17 protein-coding genes are annotated in these 19,201 nt (G+C 54.7%); 5 read left to right on the top strand and 12 right to left on the bottom strand.

Annotation, left to right across the window (positions count from 1 at the left end; genetic code table 11):
- From NHH03_RS16625 to NHH03_RS16605, 5 genes are all read right to left on the bottom strand, one after another.
- On the bottom strand, positions 1-633 hold a 633-nt coding region (locus NHH03_RS16625; protein WP_253158112.1), incomplete at its 3' end, for a hypothetical protein.
- 70 nt (positions 634-703) lie between these two features.
- Complete coding sequence (locus NHH03_RS16620; protein ID WP_253158111.1) at positions 704-2,194, bottom strand: AAA family ATPase; 1,491 nt, start codon at positions 2,192-2,194, stop codon at positions 704-706.
- A 75-nt stretch (positions 2,195-2,269) separates the two neighbouring features.
- Positions 2,270-2,458, bottom strand: a complete 189-nt coding sequence (locus NHH03_RS16615; protein ID WP_253158110.1) for a DUF2997 domain-containing protein — start codon at positions 2,456-2,458, stop codon at positions 2,270-2,272.
- Positions 2,455-2,823, bottom strand: coding sequence for a hypothetical protein (locus tag NHH03_RS16610; protein ID WP_253158109.1), 369 nt, complete (start codon positions 2,821-2,823; stop codon positions 2,455-2,457). The genes NHH03_RS16615 and NHH03_RS16610 overlap by 4 nt, the downstream gene beginning before the upstream one ends.
- Before the next feature lie 281 nt (positions 2,824-3,104).
- Entirely contained in the window at positions 3,105-3,248 is a 144-nt protein-coding gene (locus tag NHH03_RS16605; RefSeq protein WP_253158108.1) for a hypothetical protein, read from the bottom strand.
- A 46-nt stretch (positions 3,249-3,294) separates the two neighbouring features.
- Here NHH03_RS16605 and NHH03_RS16600 point away from each other — a divergent pair, with 46 nt between their 5' ends.
- Positions 3,295-4,257 (top strand): hypothetical protein, encoded by a 963-nt coding sequence (locus tag NHH03_RS16600; protein WP_253158107.1) that lies wholly within the window; start codon positions 3,295-3,297, stop codon positions 4,255-4,257.
- A gap of 510 nt (positions 4,258-4,767) precedes the next feature.
- Here the strand turns inward: NHH03_RS16600 and NHH03_RS28405 are convergent.
- From NHH03_RS28405 to NHH03_RS16570, 7 genes are all read right to left on the bottom strand, one after another.
- Positions 4,768-5,133 (bottom strand): DUF6527 family protein, encoded by a 366-nt coding sequence (locus NHH03_RS28405; RefSeq protein ID WP_390895580.1) that lies wholly within the window; start codon positions 5,131-5,133, stop codon positions 4,768-4,770.
- 95 nt (positions 5,134-5,228) lie between these two features.
- Positions 5,229-6,446 (bottom strand): ThiF family adenylyltransferase, encoded by a 1,218-nt coding sequence (locus tag NHH03_RS16595; protein WP_253158106.1) that lies wholly within the window; start codon positions 6,444-6,446, stop codon positions 5,229-5,231.
- The gene (locus NHH03_RS16590) at positions 6,421-7,092 is read right to left on the bottom strand and encodes a multiubiquitin domain-containing protein (RefSeq protein ID WP_253158105.1); all 672 of its coding nucleotides are present in this window, start codon (positions 7,090-7,092) and stop codon (positions 6,421-6,423) included. The genes NHH03_RS16595 and NHH03_RS16590 overlap by 26 nt, the downstream gene beginning before the upstream one ends.
- A gap of 86 nt (positions 7,093-7,178) precedes the next feature.
- The gene (locus NHH03_RS16585) at positions 7,179-10,586 is read right to left on the bottom strand and encodes a UvrD-helicase domain-containing protein (RefSeq protein WP_253158104.1); all 3,408 of its coding nucleotides are present in this window, start codon (positions 10,584-10,586) and stop codon (positions 7,179-7,181) included.
- Positions 10,587-10,589: 3 nt separating this feature from the next.
- The gene (locus tag NHH03_RS16580) at positions 10,590-11,168 is read right to left on the bottom strand and encodes a hypothetical protein (RefSeq protein WP_253158103.1); all 579 of its coding nucleotides are present in this window, start codon (positions 11,166-11,168) and stop codon (positions 10,590-10,592) included.
- Positions 11,165-11,779, bottom strand: a complete 615-nt coding sequence (locus NHH03_RS16575) for a hypothetical protein (protein WP_253158102.1) — start codon at positions 11,777-11,779, stop codon at positions 11,165-11,167. The genes NHH03_RS16580 and NHH03_RS16575 overlap by 4 nt, the downstream gene beginning before the upstream one ends.
- Before the next feature lie 660 nt (positions 11,780-12,439).
- Positions 12,440-12,772, bottom strand: a complete 333-nt coding sequence (locus NHH03_RS16570; RefSeq protein WP_253158101.1) for a four-helix bundle copper-binding protein — start codon at positions 12,770-12,772, stop codon at positions 12,440-12,442.
- A 118-nt stretch (positions 12,773-12,890) separates the two neighbouring features.
- Between NHH03_RS16570 and NHH03_RS16565 the strand changes: the two genes are divergently transcribed.
- From NHH03_RS16565 to NHH03_RS16550, 4 genes are all read left to right on the top strand, one after another.
- Entirely contained in the window at positions 12,891-15,338 is a 2,448-nt protein-coding gene (locus tag NHH03_RS16565) for a heavy metal translocating P-type ATPase (protein ID WP_253158100.1), read from the top strand.
- A gap of 171 nt (positions 15,339-15,509) precedes the next feature.
- Positions 15,510-17,033: a TolC family protein gene (locus NHH03_RS16560; RefSeq protein WP_253158099.1), complete on the top strand. Its 1,524-nt coding sequence runs from the start codon at positions 15,510-15,512 to the stop codon at positions 17,031-17,033.
- A gap of 113 nt (positions 17,034-17,146) precedes the next feature.
- A complete protein-coding gene (locus NHH03_RS16555) occupies positions 17,147-18,598 on the top strand; it encodes a multicopper oxidase domain-containing protein (protein WP_253158098.1) in 1,452 nt (483 codons plus the stop codon).
- 77 nt (positions 18,599-18,675) lie between these two features.
- Complete coding sequence (locus NHH03_RS16550; protein WP_253158097.1) at positions 18,676-18,954, top strand: metal-sensitive transcriptional regulator; 279 nt, start codon at positions 18,676-18,678, stop codon at positions 18,952-18,954.
- The last annotated feature ends 247 nt before the right edge of the window (positions 18,955-19,201 follow it).

Below are 19,201 nucleotides of genomic sequence, written 5' to 3'. Positions count from 1 at the left end.
CATCCGATTCAGCTCGTCCATAAACGCGGCTTCAGCCAGCTGCACGGCTTCGTCGAATCGTCCTTTGACTCGCTCACATTCTTGTCGATAAAGATCCGGATTGAGTCTGCGCAGATAATCGGGCGGCTCGACGCTGGGGAAATCCCAGCCAATCTCGAACAAGCCCTCCAGAGTGTGGGGGTAGTCGCTTTCGCAGTACAAATCCCCCAGACGATCGCGGGCTTCGTACTTCAGCTCCCCAAAGCGACCATCCAGGATCCTGACGGCATCCGCCAGTTCCTGGCAAAAGCCCTGCATCCGGTGATTGATCTGATCCAGCGAGGCTTGGGGGACGAGCCGTATTCCTGGCTCCGGGAACGGCAGCGTGGTGCCTTTGAAAAAGGATGTCGCCTGGGTTCGCACCGAGGTGACCGCGCGAAAGTTGGCATCGCCGGTGTCGATCAACTTTTTCCCGGCGCTGATGTATTTGCCTTCGGCATGAAACGTGTCCGCCGCTTGCGCTTTCTGTTCAGACGACAGAGACTTACGGGTTCCGAACCACGTGAACGACAACCGCATGGCGGCCATCGTCGTCCGCAGTCTGCCGCCATGGTCGGTCGCCACGGCGGGGGCATCATCGAGTGTCTGTGGCATCGATTGTGATTCCTAATGGGTTAAAGGGGAAACGAATCCGAACCACCAAGCCGGCGGTCACATTCGTCGTCTAGTTTTCTGAAGGTTCGCTACGCGAGACCTTCCGCCGAGTCGACCGACGCGGGGATTGGTGTTGGTAGGTGCCAGACCGATCCGCATCCAAGCAGCGGCCCGACGCCCAGCGCCGCAGGCCTTCGATCGATTCAGCTGAGGTCACTGCTACAGGCACGACGTTGTTTGCCGCTTGGATCACCGGTACATCCAGCAATGCCGCCAGACGGCAACACGATCGGATTTCAGCCCCGGTCCAATTCTCATCCGCGGGCCTCCGCTGGTTGGTATCCAACGAAAACAGCTCCAGGTAGAGCGTCCAAATCGCATCTTTCTGTTCCCGGCCTGGCAAGTCGACAAAGAAGACCCCGTCAAACCGTTCGCTCCGACTGAACTCCGGTGGCAACCGCGAAGCATCATTGCTGGTGCAAACGACAAACACATCGGACTCGTGGTCGTTCAGCCAGCTCAGGAAAGTGCCAAACATTCGCGATGAAACACCGCTGTCGTTGGCTCCGGAACCACCGACTCCGGCAAACGCTTTGTCGGCTTCATCGATCACTAAAATGCAGGCCGCCATCGCGTCAACAACCTGCAATGCTTGACGGGTGCGCTCCTCTGACTGGCCGACCAGCGATCCCATCAAGCTGCCAATGTCGAGCTGCAGGACTGGGCGACCAACCTCGCGGCCGAGGGCTTTGCAAAATTCGCTCTTGCCACACCCTGGAGGCGACAACAGCAAGACGCCACGAGGACGAATCAACGCGTTGTCTCGACTGGACTGTCGCAGGGCGCGGCGGGTAAAGGCCTTCAGAGCGGAAAGCCCTCCCAGTGAATCGAAATCTGCGTCTCCACGATAGAGTTGCAAGGTTCCCGCTTTGATCAACATTTGAGACTTCTGTTGCCACAACGTCTTGGCGTCCAGTCGTTGCTGGCGAACCAGAGACAACGCAAACGCGTTCTCCGCCTCGAACCGAGTCAACCCGGTCGCTGCGTCCAATGCCCTTTCGAATGATTCTCCATCGGGAATCTCATCCGGTTCGGTCGCCACGGCCGTCGCAATTTCTCGCAATTGCTCACGGGTCGGCAATTCGTGGTCGATCACCACAAACAGCTTTTCCAACTCGGCGGGAAGCTGCAGCACCGGTGACAAGATGACTAAGATCACTCGTGATTGTTTTCCAGAAATCACTTGACGGGCGATCGCCTGCACGATCTCCGCAGACTGCAGGAACCGATGAAAGTTTTCCAGCACAAACACAGTGGTCTCATCACCGGCTGCCATTGCTCCGGCCGCCTGCACTGCTGCCAACGGATCGTTGGCTTCCTGCTCGACCGGTTGCCCCGCACAGCAAAGCCCCGACGCGATATTCCAAGTTGCCAACTGCCAGTTCTCTCGCTGACAAAGCTGGGATATTTCTAGGATCGCGTCGACATGCTCATGGGAACTAATCCAGATGCCGGAGAAGCACGCGCGGACGTACTCCTCCAATCGCTTCGAGAGCGACATGATGTTTCTCCAAAAAGGAACGGGTAGGTGTCTGTGTTCGCACCAAGCGATCACGAGTACAAAGCAGCCAGCCGACTATTCGCTGGCTCGCTGCTGCTGTTCTGTCGCCACTTGGTGGAACACGTCTTTGCGCTGTTCGCTTGTGGTCTTCCCGAGTGCTTCTTCCAGAAAGCGACTCGCCTGACGACAGCCACTGCCGATGTAGCCATTGGTTTCCAGTCGACTTTGGCCGTCGGGGGCGATCATGATCACGATGGTTTTCATGCGCCACCTCCGACATCAACGGTCAATTTGACACTGCCGTTTTCCAAACGTTGCTCGTGCACTGAAAAACCTTTGCGGCGAGCTTCCAGCTTGGATTTCTCGATCGCATAGGCCTGCATGAACTCGTCCAGTCGAGCCTTGGGGCCCCAGTGGCCCTCAAAGTTGTCGTACTGCGAGAGGCCGGTTTCCAGATTGAAAACAACCGGATAACGCCACTGGTTCAACCGGACAGCGAGCCCTGTGACCTGCTGGCGAAAGAGATTGAATTGGCCCTGCTGGGGCGCTTCGAGTCCTAAGCGGTCGCATCCAGCCCGCACCGCAGCAGCATCGCGGACTTGGGTTTGAATCTCGACGATATGCGACATCGAACTTCTCCCTACGTAAGAGAAATGAATAACACGGGGGCGAAGTACCGCCGTCATCTCTACGTAGCGCGATTTGGATCGAAATGAAGCTCAGCGGCTTAGTTGTTCCGCTCCGGTCGCCGACCGATCGGCACATCGTCGCGTTTTTGGAGCATTTTCATGTTGTTGATCTACTTTCATCGAACGATTCTCGCATCCTTTTTCACGAAACGTCCGATGACAAAAAACTCCAAGAAGCAGTCTGGAAACACAGGCAAATCCACCACCGCAGCCAAATCCCCTCACCGCGCCGCCCGACGGAAAACGCCGGTGAAATGTCCGAAGCGAAAAGCTCCCAAAATTGCCAGCGTCAGCAATCCCATGCCGATACCAGCGGGCATTGCAGCAGCCAGGAAAATGCCCATTCCGACGTTTGAGGAGGTCATCGGAAGCTATCCGATAATCAAATCCGTCTCCCCCAGTTGCAAGATCATGCCCAGGAATTCAGATCAACAAATCCGCAGTCTGTGTGAGTCGATTGCCGCGGTAGGGCAAACCAGTCCGATCGATTTGGTCCCCGATGGTATCTTGCTCAACGGTCGGCATCGTTTGATTGCCTGCTTCATGCTCAAGATCAAGCCAGAATTTCGAACGATTGACCCGCCCAGCTCCCTTGACCACGTTTTGGCCGATACAAATCAGCGTGACTACAACGTAGCCGCACGAGCTTGGATCGCTCTGCAAATTGAATCACTCGTCAGAAAGCATTGTAAGGCCGCCGACGACAAGAAGTTTAAACGCCTGCTGGCAAATCGAGTGATTGAGAAAGATCTGGATATTGAGCTCGGCGACCGGAGACCGCTTCGCATCAACAAAGATGAACGTCTTCGGGCCGCGGCAATCCGTATGGCAGGGTCAACCCCTTCAGCAGTCCGTCGATTGGTTCTCGTCCAAAACAAAGCCCCGGAACTCGTCCCAAAAGCGATCTGTGGAGAAATGAATTTGCGAGATATCCAGGACAAGCTTGACAAGATCAAAGCTAATTCCAAGGACGGACAAACTCCGCGACGAAAGAATTTTGGCAGCCACCAGCAAACCACAGACAATGCCACCGACAGCAACCGCGCGAGTCGCCCGAGCCCCTCGGCGACCAAAACGCTGTCCACGAAACCGAGCAAGCAAAAACAGTCCAGTTCAGTGGGGAGAGTAGCGGCTCAAACAAAGCCAGAGCAGGCTTCCAAACCGTCAGAGGAGTATCTGACACGTCCGCTGAGCAACGGATTGACCGAGTATCACCAAGGCGATCGTTCTGCCATCCTCATCGCAGAGCGAACCGACGGTGACAGTTCGTGTTGGAAACTGTTGCTGGTCACACCCACAACATCCAAATTTGTCCGTCACAAAACTCAAACCGCAGCGATCTCCCACCTGAAAAAGTTCTTGAAATCAAACTAGGACAAGGGAAGTACATGTGGCAGTTTGAAAACGAGACGCGAGGTCAAGTTGAAGTGTGAAGTGGCCCCCAATATTCGGACCACGAGCTGAGACAGACAATCTGCGTTGTTGTAATCGACCAAAGCAGATTGAATCGAGGATTCAACTTACCAAGGAGACTCGCTCAAGGGCTTGTCCGCATTCGACTGGGGCGACCCCATCGTGAATCGTTGGCCAGATTTGTTACGGATTGATGAGAATTATTGTTACGGCAAAGATCGATTCGACGCGCCCATATTGGCTTGACCGACTTGACCGCTTTATCGGGCCAGCGATCACGAGCTGCGTTAAGCGAATCGAATCTGAAACCGGAAAACGGTCGCTTGTAGCCCCCAGCAGAACCGGGATGTATCTCACAGATTTAAGATAAGCACTCGTCAATCTGCCCAAAGCGACCCCGGCGTCGGCCACCGGTGCATTGAAACCGACCTGCAACGCCCCCAAAACGAGTCCTCGCAACTTTTCTTTCCCTTAACGGTCATCACAGTTTTCACCGCTCCACCATCGCCGAATGCGTGTCAGGACACCTTGCGGTGGGGTCTGCGTTGAAGGCGTTGTCGCAATCGGTTTCGGGCTGGCTGGAGGTACGACGGCTCCATATCGAATTGCCTTCGCGGCTTTATCACGTTGCTGTTCAGCTCGGACCATGTCGTCCGACCACGACCCTGCCTCTAACACCCGGTTTTGGCGAATGATGTAGTGCGAGCGGCAGGGGAAGTTCCAATTACCAACCGAAGGACTTAACGACACAGATTCGCCGTCGAAAACCAACTTCCAATCGGTGGGCGAAAACGGAGTCACGACTTCGCGTGAACAACCGCAGCAACACAAATGCATTGCCGTTGCAAATTCCATCGAAACGTACAGCACACCCGGATCCAGGGTCTCCGGTGCGTGCTGTACGAATCGGTGCTCCAGGGTATTGAACCGCATCAAGATGCCACCTTATCGTTTCGATCCAACTTGGACAGGGGCAATTCTTGCAACGGCTCCGTGTGGACCATGGTGTCGACGTCGATCGTGTACAGCGACTGAAGCTCCTCCAGCGAGTCGTGATAGAACTGACGAATCTTCTTCCACTTGATGACAGCCAAGGCTGCATTCAGCGAATTCAGCTCTGCGATCTGGATGTTCGACGAGTACAAATCCCTTTCGCCGCCACCGGCGAAAGATACGTTGCCGCCATAAACATGTCCGCGGCGGTCCGGCAAGCTCGTCGTGGTGCGAATGATTCCGGTCATGGAACCGTCGATCATGTCGATTCCCATTCCACAGTCGATGAACGGAACACCAATCGTTTCCAGCTTGGCGAAGATCTCCTTTTTAGCCGGGCCGTCGTCGATGCAAACGAATGCGAACGTGACGCCGTCCAAGAGATGCAGATTGGAAGCATCCAGCATCACCGCGTGAGCGACGATGTTGCGGTGCATCTTTGAGTACTTCTCTCGGTAGAAATCGACCTTCTTCGGCTCTTCCCGTAGGCAGTCGATTGACGCCGCTCCTGGTGATCGAAACGCTGTATGAGTTTCAAACAAGTCACCGTCGATGATGCGGACTTCACTGACCGGCGTCTTGGTGACGAGGTCCAGAATGTACGCGCCAGTTCCGCCTAAGCCGATGATGACGATACGCTCTTCACGCAACGACTGAGTCGCGGCACCAGTCCCAACGCGGCTTGTCAACGTGTCGGTGTACTGAAAAACGCCGTCTTCACCCTCGTCCGCCCTTCGGAAGACACGAGGATTTGCATCCGGGTCAATCGCTTCGGCGGGACCGGCAAAGATCCCCGCATAGACGGTCATTTGGTGATGGTAGTCCCGGTAACCTCCAGGTGGTTTTCGCGAAAACTTCAATGTGGCAACCAAGTCGTCGGCCACGCGTTCGTTGACCGAAGAATGGGTCGTGATCGGTCTGTCCTCGCCGGAATACGGCGACTCTCCGATGAAAAGGATCGTGTGATCATCCGGCGGCTTGGTTTTGTCACCGGCAAGGTGCAGGCGACTTGCGAAAGCCCCGCGACAAACTTGGCCCTCCGCGTTGACATAAGGAACCTGCTTCATGACCAGGTATCCCCCATGCACTTGCACGCAGTACCCTTCGTCGCGAAGCTTTCGCAGATCTTCATTAAGATTGAACAGTTGGCGTGACATTGATTCGCGTTCCTTGCTTGATGTGGAGGGTGCAGCCAGAGTGAAGGTCCCCCGCGGGCGGCTGCGTTGCCGCCTGCAGGTAGGTGATGGTGTAGAGCACATTCGGGTCATTGGCTCCCGGATGTGCGAGCTGCACCAATTCCTCGTAAGTGATCGCCGAATCTGTCACGATGTGCGGCCGGGTATTGACGAAAATCTGATAGCTGACGGGCTTTGGAGCAACGATGAATTGCTCCACGCCAGACTCAGTCAGGTCGATTGACTCCGCTGGATCGATGAGCTCATCCGTTCCACCGGGAAGGTCACGAAAGACACCATGCCCATCAGGAAGGTCTGCCAACTGATAGAGTTGGTCGCCTTGAATGGCAGGCAACCCCCAAGACAGTTGCCGGTCATTCAAACAGAACCTGAAGACTCGATCGCCTTCAAAAGCAACGAATCGCTCGACGCCGCGTGCCCGCAGGTCGAACGTTTCCTTGAGACGAACATCCTCAAAATCCGATCCGGGAAGAATCGCTAAAAGTGTGTAATTCTTGGCCGGAAGAAGACCCGCAGCTTCAAGGATCTGACGCCCCGTGGGGACAGGGTCTGGGATCGAATACCGTTGGAACTCCAGGCCATTGCAGGCCAACTGAAACTTCTTCATTTGTGATTACCTCTTGGTTCAATGAGGCGAGTGAATCTCTCCTCTACAAGTGCAATCGCTACGACCGGAATGATCCGGTAACGAAATCAGAAAGTTTTTTGAAGTGTCCCCTCGGGGACCGAACCGCAGACAAAAAACGCAGGACATCCGGGGCACGTACGCGAGCTAGGCTTTGCCGGAAACTTGCCATCCCGGATGGACTTCAAGGCATCGTGGAGTGAGGCATGGCGATTCCCGAGTTTTCGCTTCTGCATCTCAACGTCCCGGATTTCCTGATCACTGAGATGCACGAATTCGACGCGACTCCCTCGGGCGTGCTCTGTTGCCGCGAGCAACGCAGCCGCAGCGGCGATGTCATCACGGCTACTCTTGATTCCGCCCGTCCGAACTTGTCGAAAAACGATTGCTCCGTCTTCCATGGTGAAACCGTCGTCAGGACGAAACTTGACCTCATCGCCAGCCAAGTTGACGGCTAGGCTCGGTGGTTCGATCGGCGAACCCTCTGCTCGCGTGGTCAGAAAATACTTGACCAGCTTGTGTCCCATGCCCGCCAACTCATTTGCATAGCCATGATCGACAAGGCCGCTCGCTTTAAAAGCCTGGTTCAAACGCTGACGAATCTTGCTGTCTGACAGCGTGATGAGTCGCTCAGCAACTATCGCTTCACAGATTTCGCGGACAGCGTCGTGCATCAACGTGTACGGCGACTCTTCACGGCGTCCACCAATCCGAACGACGTGCGTGTAGAAAAATCGCCGCGGGCATCTTTCAAAAAGGCCAATTTGCGCCGTCGTTAAACTAATCCTTCCAGATACCTGAATCGGGATCGTTCCTTCATTCCCATTTCCCAGATCACGTTCGTTCGGCGCGACGTGGTTGCGCTGAAGATTGCTGCCAAGACGGTCAAGAAACGGCGATAGCGGCCAGTTCTTGCCTCCCGCTTGCTTCGTTGGAGCGTAAGCGATGAGCCGATCGCGTGCTCGCGATAACGCGACGTAGAAGATGCACTCTTGCTCCTCAGAATGAGCGGCGACGGCCGCTGCCTTGGAATCATCTCCGGACCCTTCGACCATTCCATCTGGTGGTGGGCACTTCGGGCTCTTGTAATTCAGAGGTAACGATGTCTTGTTCATCCCCGGAAAATGGACCACTGGGAATTCAAGACCTTTTGACCCGTGTACCGTCATCAACCGAACCCCGTCGAGTCCACTCGCGGCATCGGGAAGCTTACTTAGATCACGGTCTTCCTTGAGGCGAATGAGGTCGCGGATTCGCTTCAAAAGCCTGGGCACGGGCAGGCCCTTGCCGCTTGGCTGAACACGCAAGAAATTCATGAACTGCCAAACCGCTATTCCGCCCGTTCGTTCCGAAACTGAACTCGCGTTTGCGAAGTCTGCCGCTATTTGCGTGCGATCCAGCAAGATCGTCGCAAGCATCGTCCATGGCGACGACGACTGGTCGAAGCCTAGCAGGATCGTGGCCACTTCGCGGAGTACTTGTTTCCCGGATTCGGATACCCCATGAAAGCTGTCGACCTTTGCGGGCCATTCTCCGGGTTCGGTTATGTCGTCGCGCAAATGCTCAATGACTTTGGAAACATCTCCGAGAGTGAGCTCTGTTTGTCGTTGGCATCCGACTCGAATTAGCCCCATCGCTCGTCGGTCCGTCAGCAATGATAAAAAGGCGATCAAATTCTTGATTTCAAGTCGTTCAAACAAGCTCCCTAAAAACAAAACCGGAATCCCTAGACGCTCTAACTCACCCGCCAAAGTTGCGAGTTTTTCGTTTCCGGTGCAGAGGATGGCTTGGTCGCGATAGCCATGACCGTTTTGCCGCATCTGTTCGATCGAGTCTGCGATCGCCAGCGTCTGTTCAGTAACCTTGTCTACTGTTGTCAGGGCGACCTTCGATCCGCACACGCTACGCTCCGCCGTCAATGCATCGCCTCCGGTTCCCGCAGCCATCGTGGCTCCGAACGCCGAAAACGCATCGGTAATTTCGGGAACGCTGCGGTAGTTTTGCTCTAGACGGACCGTCTGGGCTCTCCGGAAATCTTCGTTGGTGAACCGTTTCATGTTGCCACTGGACGCACCGCGAAAACGGTAGATCGACTGCTTCGCGTCGCCAACCGCCCACAGGTTGGCTCCGTCGGGACAGATTGACTTCAATAGGCGCACGCTACTTCGATTGACGTCCTGGTATTCATCAACCAGCACATGCGAATAGGTTTCGGAAATCGTGTTTGCGATCGTCGGTTCCGATTCAAGAAGCGAGACTGGCAAAGAAACCAGGTCTCCAAAGTCGATGCAATGCTTCGCCTTTTTGATCTTCTCGTAGGCCTCATAGACACGTGCGACTTCGTGGCATCGCCGCGCGCGGATCAATAGCTCGTCGTCGTTGGAAGCCGTCGCTCGCAATTGCATCGCCTCGGCAAGTTCACGATACCGGGTTGGACACACCACTTCATCCTTTGCACGCGACACGGCTTTCAGGATGTCGTCAATCACAGACGCGGGTGCGTAGACATTCCGGTAGTGTTCAAGATCGAACTTGGGAAACTGCTGTTCTAGCATTTCCACAGCCTCGGTCTTGTCGATCATTCGAGGATCCTTCTCGAACCCAAGCTCGGAATAGAACCGGCGAATCAGATCCAACCCAAACGCATGAAATGTCCCGATCCACATGGCGGCGGAAGCTTCTTTGTTCTTCTCTGCGATTCGATCCGCCATTTCTGCGGCTGCTTTGTTCGAGAATGTTAGCAGCAGTATTTCTCGCGGGTCGATGCCGTCCGCCAGTAAGCTGTGAACACGTGACGTCAGCGTTTGGGTTTTGCCAGTGCCTGGACCGGCCTCAACGAGCAACGGTACGCCGCGATGTGATGCCGCAGCGGCTTGCTTGTCATTCAATGGACGGTCGACGGCTGGCGATTCGCTTGGCGTCTCCACCACGGGCAGCAAGATCGCGTCAAAAAGTTGCTGCGCCACAACGTCAAAGGGAGCACCAAACACCTTTGCAATTTCACTTGCTGACATCCCGTCCACGAGATGCATTCGCTTGACCACAGGGCGCGGCAGCAAAAATTCGCGTGCGAACAAATCCATTTGAATCTCGCGTCGCTGACGCTTGCCGTAATCAACGACTCGGTCTTCGGCGACTGGCGATGGTTCCGCCGGTCGGGCTGGATCAACATTGGTACTTGGTGACGGGTTGAAATCATCCCCCAGCACGACGTGCCCAAGCTCGTGTGCCGCAAGAAAAGCGTTCTCGAAGTCGGTGTCGCATCTTTCGTGGATAATGAGCAAATCATTGCGAATGTACTTTGCTCGGCCGCCATCCAACTGTGTTGCACCTGGCTTAGTTGCTTCTAAACAAATGTCGCGGCTCAAGATTTCACATTTGGCGAAATTGTAGGGCTTCCTTGGATCCAAACCCTTCTGGACCGCTACTGCATGGAGTTCGGCGGCGATCGTTCGTGCTTTTTCAATCGAGTCCATTCGCTATTCACCGCGCACCAGTTCAGCCAATTGATCGGGTCCAATTTCGGCGTCGGTCAGGATCTTCTCAAAAGTTACTTTGCGAGGTGCGTCGGGCTTCACCTCTGATTTGTGGCTTCCAGCGACGGTCGGTTGCGCCGGCTCATTGAGCGATGCGATTAGGCGATCAAAAGGGCAACCGGTTTTTTCCGAAAGCGATCTGAGAAACGACTCGGAAATCGAAGCCACAATCACACGGCGTTCCCGCAAGGCCGAGAACACCTGTCTTGGGAGGCTGAACGCCGCCGAGAGTTGGTTCAGCTGTGCCGGCAAGAGTGAACCAAGTGGATCCAGCGATCCGCCAGGAACCACTGCGACATGTCGCTCCCACGCCGCAGCTACGATTGCCTCATCGGTCTTTGACAATGGACCGGATGACTGCTCCGTTCCCAATGTCATTTCGCGTGATAGATCAACAAGGTCGGATGCGAACTGAGGGTAATCTATTAGATATCGAAGCAGCGTTGGTTTCCCGGTGTCCTCTTCCATGATAAACGCATTTAAAACGTCTTCCAGATCCATGTTTGATTGATCACTATTCATTGGTCTTCCTCCAGCAACATGCCACGAAGTATGGCGATTGCTTGTTTGCAGTACTTGCGAGCTGTTTTTGGCGATTTATTGACAATCTTGCTTATAGTCGGTTCTTTGGGATCGCTTGATTCAAAGTGAAGTCCCTCTCGATACAGCTCGATAACGGTGCGCAAATCATCTGGCAGTTGGACAATCGCATTCAAGTAACGCCGCCGGTAATCCTTCTCGTGCAATTCCTCAAAAATTGTCGAATCGCTGATCTCGAGCTGCATTTCTTCAGGTCTCGACATCTCTCCACCTGCTTGAATAGCTTCCAGCGGCGTTTGTCGGTTCGCGTGTTTGAATGCTTTCGTTCTTGCGGTCGCCCGAAGTCTCGCGACCGAATGTGCAAAAACCGCCTCGAATAGGTCGAGCTGATCCAGATACTCCTCTCGATCTTTTGCCATCATCTCGGCAAACCTTCCAGCGACCTGTTCCCGAACCGCAACCGCAGTCGCAAGCTGTTTTGGGCAGCCTTCTTGTTCCGTCCACGGCAGCTGACCAAGCACTCGCCGAAACAAAATTTTGTACAACGCCTTAGCAGTGTCATCGTCACGATCGAAGTCGCGACGATTCCGCATCAAGTAGACCACGCACTCTGGCGGAACGAAGTCCGTTTCGTGTTCCGCTTTGATCTCGCATTGTCGGACTTGCTCGGAAATAAGCAGCTTCTCAAGCTGCTCGATTCGAGCCTCGATTTCGTCCGGCCGAGTGTAGGGCGTGCCATCCGTTTTCGTTTTTCGTAGCGATCGAACCAATTCAAATCCCACTTCGCAAATGCGTAGCCAGTGCGGGCATGAACGAAAGCAACCGCAAAACAGGATTATTAGCTTCCGAGCCGTCGCGGTAAATCCCGCGACAAGCTGAGGCTCAGAAATTTGGACGGAACAGTGAATTCGATTTGAGCAATAGCTTGACCGATGACACCAATCTGCTCCGGTGGCCGACACCGGAGTGGCGTTCACCGGAGTGGCGTTCAAGGGCGCGAGCAAAGTTGATCGTTCTCGTCTCACGCCAAGTGGTAGATCACGTAGCAAATGAGGTGAGCGTGATGCGTCAGTCAAGATTGCTAAAGTTTTCCTCGAGATGTTCTGTGACCAAGGGCGTTTGATGACCTTGGGTTACATTGACGAGAATGCGGCGATCGTGCACGTTCCGGGAACATTTCGATGGCATGCCTGAGGCTCCAAACCTTCGGGCATGGAGCCTCATTTCACGGCATTGCCTGCGATTGAAGTACGCTAGCTCGCCATCGCTGAACAGCTTTCTTGGCATTTGCGACAGCACTCGACGCACTTGTCCATGTTGCCGACTTTTTCGCAACTGTCTGCACACGCTTTGCAGATTTTGGCGCAGGCTCGGCAATACAACGCGTGGTGATCGCTGTTGCGACTCATGAAGTCGACACAGGCTGCACAAGCGGCGATGCAGTCGAGCATTAGTTTGACGTGCGTTTGCTCGACGTGGTCGCCGCCTTTGGATAGGCAGTGGCTGGTCAGCATGTCGGCACAAGTCGTTTGGCACTCCTGGCAGTTTTGAAGGCACTCTTTCATGGATGCGGTTGCGGTACTCATTCGTTTCTCCTTTGGAATTTTGCTAATACGGCCCCGTTGCCGCTGCCTTAGCGGTATGCAACTTGCATACCACTATGGGGTATATTGGAGAATGACTTTTTGACAGACTGGATAAATCATGGACCACGCCGAGAAACACAAGACATCACTGCCCGTTGCCGATGCGTCGACGCAGATCGACCCGGTTTGTGGAATGACCGTTCCGGCAGATAGTCCACGATCGGCCGAGTATAACGGCGAGAATTACGTTTTTTGTAGCGATGGATGCTTGAAAAAATTCCAAGATGATCCTGCTGGAGTGCTGGCAAAGCGATCACAGAAAGAGGCATCGAGCGGTTCGTCTTGTTGCGGTGGAGACACAGCGGTACAGACCAGGGAAACCTCGAACAAGTCCTCGTGCTGCGGTGGTCACTCATCGACCAAGGCGAACGATTCCCCGGCAGACTCGGATGCCATCTACACATGCCCGATGCACCCTGAAATCGAGCAGGTTGGACCAGGCGATTGTCCGATATGCGGGATGGACTTGGAGCCGAAGTTCGTCGCATTGGATGACGAGGGTGAAGATAAACAGTACGCCGACATGAAACTTCGCTTTTGGGTGGGCGTTGCGTTGTCGGTGCCATTGCTGGTGATCGCGATGGGGCCGATGGTGGGTTTGCGGGTCGCGGATTGGATGAGTCAAAACGTCTTTGGCTGGTTGCAGTTGGCTCTTGCGACGCCGGTTGTGTTCTGGTGTGGATGGCCCTTGTTGGTTCGCGGAGCCAAATCGTTTCGCACGATGAACTTGAACATGTTCTCGTTGATCGCCGTGGGAACGTTGGCAGCGTATCTGTTCAGTTTGGTCGTCGTGTTGCTTCCTGGTGTGATCCCAGAGGCGTTCTTCGAGAACGGTGTTCCACCTCTCTACTTTGAAGCCGCGGCAGTGATCATCACCTTGGTGCTGCTTGGGCAAGTGTTGGAACTGCGAGCACGACAGCAGACGGGCGGAGCGATTCGCGAACTCATGAAGCTTGCCCCCGATACGGCACACCGAATCACAGACGATGGCGAGGAAGACGTCTCGCTCGATTCGGTCCACAAGGGCGATCGGCTGCGAGTTCGTCCTGGTGAGAAAGTTCCGGTCGATGGGAAAGTTCTTAGCGGGTCGAGCAGCGTTGACGAGTCGATGTTGACGGGCGAGCCGATGCCGGTGAAGAAGGTGGAAGGTGACGAAATCACGGGCGGGACATTGAACCAGACCGGTGCGCTCGTGATGGAAGCCGTCGGTGTTGGCGGCGACACGGTTCTGAACCGCATCGTGCAGATGGTCGCGGACGCACAGCGGAGTCGCGCTCCGATTCAGAAACTGGTCGATGTGGTGGCTCGTTACTTTGTGCCGGCGGTGATCGTTTGTTCGATTGCGGCGTTCATCGGCTGGGCGGTGTTTGGTCCGGAGCCGCAACTGGCTCATGCGTTCGTAGCGGCCGTTGCCGTGTTGATCATTGCTTGCCCGTGTGCTTTGGGGCTGGCAACGCCCATGTCGGTGATGGTGGGCGTTGGCCGCGGTGCCAAGGAAGGCGTGCTGATCAAGAACGCTGAAGTCCTCGAAGTCATGGAGAAGGTTGATACGATTGTCGTTGACAAGACAGGCACGCTGACGCAGGGACGGCCGGAAGTGACGGGCATCGAGACGCTTGGTGACTGGAATGAGAACGATGTGTTGACGTTGGCTGCGGCGGTCGAGTCGCAGAGCGAACATCCGTTGGCTCAGGCAGTCGTTCGCCGAGGGAAGGCGGATGAATTGCAGCTAGTGGAGGCAAGAGATTTTGACAGTATCACCGGTGGTGGTGTTCGCGCTCGCGTCAATGATCATGAAGTGCTGATTGGCAAGGCTGACTTGTTGAACGAACAAGGCATCGAGGGCCTCGATGCGGGGCGAGACAAAGCAGGATCGCATCAGGCCGAAGGGGCGACGGTTGTGTTTGTGGCGATCGACAACAAGCTGGCGGCAATTCTCGCCATCACTGACCCGATCAAGCAAAGCACTCCGGCAGCGCTAATGACATTGCATGAGCTGAGATTGAAAGTCGTAATGTTGACCGGTGATGCCGAACCGACCGCCAAAGCCGTCGCATCGAAACTGGGCATCGACGAGTTTCATGCTGGGGTTTCGCCCGAAGAAAAGCATGACTTCGTTCGCAAGTTGAAGAAGGCAGGCAAGACAGTTGCGATGTGTGGCGATGGAATCAATGACGCACCGGCCCTTGCCGAAGCGAATGTTGGCATTGCAATGGGCACCGGGACAGGCGTAGCGATTGAGTCCGCAGGTGTCACGCTCGTCGGTGGCGATCTTCGCGGTGTGGCCGCGGCAGCGAACTTGAGTCGCAAAACGATGAGCAACATTCGTCAAAATCTGTTCTTCGCGTTCATTTACAACGCCCTTGGAATCCCGGTCGCAGCTGGGTTGCTGTATCCGATCTTCGGCGTGTTGCTCAGCCCCATGATTGCAGCGGCAGCGATGAGTTTCAGCAGTGTGTCGGTGATAGCGAATGCGTTGAGATTGCGGGCAGCCAAGCTCGCATAGTTCCGGTTGGTCGATTTGCGACCGGCGCATAGGCATTGTAGACCTTACAACTGGCCCCCCTTTCCGCAAATGAGTTGGAGAAAGTCCCCTGCAAAGATACCCCTCGAAGGTATCTTGCCGATCTGAAAGGCAAGCCAACATGCCGCTGCACAGATCAAAGGAGTGATTTCAGTGCGATTGTTTTTGTTCAAATCCGGACTATCAGTCGTTGCGACTGCCGGAATGTTTTGTACCGCCGCCAGTGCCCAAATGCCTTCGATGGGCGGCACGGGTTCGGCGATAGGTCGCACATACACGCCACCGCCACCAATGCCATCGGCACCCTACGGTTTAGATCAGCTTGATCCAAGCGGGCCACTATTTCCCGGTGTTCGTGGCGACGGCAGCGAGTTCGCTGGCACGCCAGCTCCCGTTTACGTCGACGGTGAGATGATTTCGGAAGCGTTCCCAATGGAAACAGAAGTCCAAGGATACGGGCTAGATGATTTCCTGACACTGGCGGCTCAGAACAATCCCACGATCCGTCAAGCGAGATTGCAGATTTCCTCACAGACCGCTACGGCGTTACAGGCTGGTCTGTATCCCAACCCGATCCTGAATTATCTCGGCGAACAGATCGGTGTTGATGTCGAAGGCGACAAGGATTCGCCGGGTGAATTTCAAGGCATGGCGGTGAGTCAGCGTTTTGTAACTGCCGGCAAGTTGAAATTGAGTCGTGAGAAATACATGCGTCGTGCTCATGTCTCCGAACATCTCGCGATGGCTCAACAGTTCCGAGTCTGCAATGACGTGCGCATTCACTTCTTCCGAGCGTTAGCGGCTCGCGAAATCGTCGAACTGCGAAAGGAACTGCTCAAGACGGCCGAAGACGGTGCTGTCACCGCACGTGAGCTTTACAACCAAGGCCAAGCGACACGACCACAGGTTCGCAAGTCGAGCATTGCACTACAACGAGCGAGGTTAGACGTGTTGTCCGCAGAGAATCACTACCGCGAATCGTTTCGACAGTTGGTTGCGATCGTTGGTGTCGACTGGACCGACGGTATTGTATCTGGCGACCTGATGCCACAATGTGAACCGCTTTCTTATCAGGAGGCGATGTCTTTGGTGCTGACGGAAAGCCCTGAGCTTGCCGCCGCTCGTGCGAAACTCGTTGCCGACCGAGTTACAGTTCAAAGAGAGCAAGTTCAGTGGGTGCCGGACATCGTTGCCGAGGGTGGTGCCGGTTATAACTTCGAGGCCAAGGAAACAACCGCCGCCGCACGCGTGTCGATCGAGCTGCCTGTATTCGATCGCAACCAAGGCACCATTCGTCAGGCTCAGTTGGATTACCGTCGTCAACAGGAAGAGATTCGTCGCATCGAGTTGATGCTCGGGCAGCAAATGGCCAACGTCTACCAACAGTATCTGACGGCACTGCAAATCGCGACGGAATATGATCGAGTGATCATTCCCGAAGCCGAATTGGCATATCAAGAATTGCTCGAAAGCTACAAAGCGAATCGAGTTGATTGGCCGACCGTTCTGGACGCACAGATGGATTACTTCGACTCACGTTTGACGCGAGTCCAACATCTCGAACAAGTCCGCACGAACGAAGTTCTCGTCAGAGGATACCTATTGCACGGTGGATTGATGGCAGCCCCCGGCCCAACGCCACCAGGACACATCGACGCCGTTGCGAAGCCTCGTTGAGAAAGATTGGGAGTTGGGAGAAGGGGAGTCAGGGAGATGGGTGGCTTCCAAAGCATCGATTATTCAAATATGCGCAAATCGCAACACTATCAATTTGATTAGAGAACTTGAACATGTCGAACAACGAACAACGACGTAGATTCTTGAAAGCTGGCTCGATTGCTGCAGCGACGGGCTTTGCCTCCAAACTGCTCGGCAACAACGCCGCCGCACAGCACCCCGCTCCCAACTCCCCATCTCCCCCTCTCCCGGACTCTCAATACGACGGATTCTCGCGGTTCAAACCCAGTCGCGGGCTCGATCCAGACTCGGACTATTACATCGGCAAACTGGTTCCGGGTTTTCGCAAGGCGTCCGATGGCCCCGCGCCGTTCGAGGCTCCCGATATTCCGAAGCTGCCTTACAAGATGGATGGCGGCGTGAAGGTATTTGAGCTCGTGCCGATGGCAGTTCAACAAGAATTTCATCCTGGTGTGAAGATGAACGTCTACGGTTACAACGGCAGCATGCCTGGCCCGACGATCGAAGTCACGCAAGGCGACCGTGTTCGTGTCATCGTTACCAATGAATTGCCAGAAGACACGTTTGTGCATTGGCATGGTTTTGAGTTGCCCGTTCAGTATGACGGAGCAGCCACGTTGACGCAGAACCCCATCAAGCCTGGAAAGACGAAGGTCTTTGAGTTCAACATCCATGAGGAGGGCACGTTTTTCTATCACTCGCATGTGGCGATGCAAGAAGCATTTGGGCAGGTCGGATGGTTCATCGTCCATCCTAAGAATGTCTTCGCCCCACCGGTGGATCGCGATTTCGGATTGCTGTTTCAAAATTTTCATATTCCGCCGACGCACACGATCAGCGATTCGTGGGCGATGGACTGGAATTGGCACACAATCAACGGCAAGAGCGGTCCCTACACGACTCCGCTGGTATGCAAACATGGGGAGCGTGTTCGTGTGCGACTGTTGAACTTCGCGCCGATGCAACACCACCCGATCCACCTGCATGGACACACGTTTTGGGTGACCAGTCACGAAGGAGCTCGCATTCCTAAGAGCGCCTGGGTTCCCCGCAATAACGAACTGGTTGGTGTCGCTCAAGCATCAAGTTTCGAGTTCATCGCCAACAATCCCGGCGACTGGATTTTCCACTGCCACATGGTCCATCACATGATGAACCACATGGTCAAACAAGTTGGTCCACGCATCCGCGACGATGCAACGGTTGACCAGTACCTCACCAACCTCCGCAGCCCACCCCAAGTCGACGCTTCGCGCACGGCCAAGTTCGACGTTCCCGGCTACCCACAGAAGATGCAGGGCATGGAAATGTCAGAGGAATTCATGAAAGCAATTTGGAGCCGAAAAGAAGTCCGTGGAATGCGAGCGAGTTATGCGATGTCGGTCAAAGGATTGATGACCGTGCTGCGAGTTCTGCCGGACGACTTGTACGAATTGGTGATGAATAGCGACCAGCCCGTTGAAAAAGGTGCGGTATTCGCTGAAATCGTGCGACGCTTCGGTGACCCCGATGACTACGAAGCTGCGCCGAAAATGATGATGTGAAGCGGACTAACCGCGGAGACGTTTTGAGGGTAAAATTGGGGAAAACACGCAATTAACCTGACCAAAAGTCCCTACGAATGCTCTCAGACGACGAGAAAAAGAAACTCAGCAACCGCCTTCGACGTGTCATCGGACAAGTCGAAGCGGTTGGTCGTATGATTGAGGATGAAGAATATTGTGTGGATATCCTGATGCAGTTGTCCGCCGCGACCGGAGCACTCAACAAAGTCGGCCAGATCATCTTGGAGCAGCACATCCGCACCTGCGTCAGCGAGGCGATCAAGAGTGGCAGTGCCAAGGAACGTGATGAGAAGATCGCAGAACTGATGAAGGTCTTTCGGAAGTACGGCGAGTGAGGGGAGAAGAGGGGGAGACGGGAGTGAAGGAATGAAGGCGACCTTGACTGCAGTCCAGACTCCCACCTCCCAGATTCCCGAGCTTTTTCCAGAAAGTCGTGAAGAAACGTCGGGGCGGTGCATCCAAAGATCATCAAAGAAGAGATTTCCTCAGTGGGAGTCCTTTGAAAGCTCTTGGATCTGTCCACCATGAACTGTCGTCACACCAACCCTGCCGCTCGTTTGTTTGCTGCTTTTGCAGTGATCA

The sequence above is a fragment of the Stieleria tagensis genome, from assembly GCF_024129865.1.
GTDB classification, from domain to species: domain Bacteria; phylum Planctomycetota; class Planctomycetia; order Pirellulales; family Pirellulaceae; genus Stieleria; species Stieleria tagensis.
This window is presented reverse-complemented; position numbering and strand designations above follow the sequence as displayed.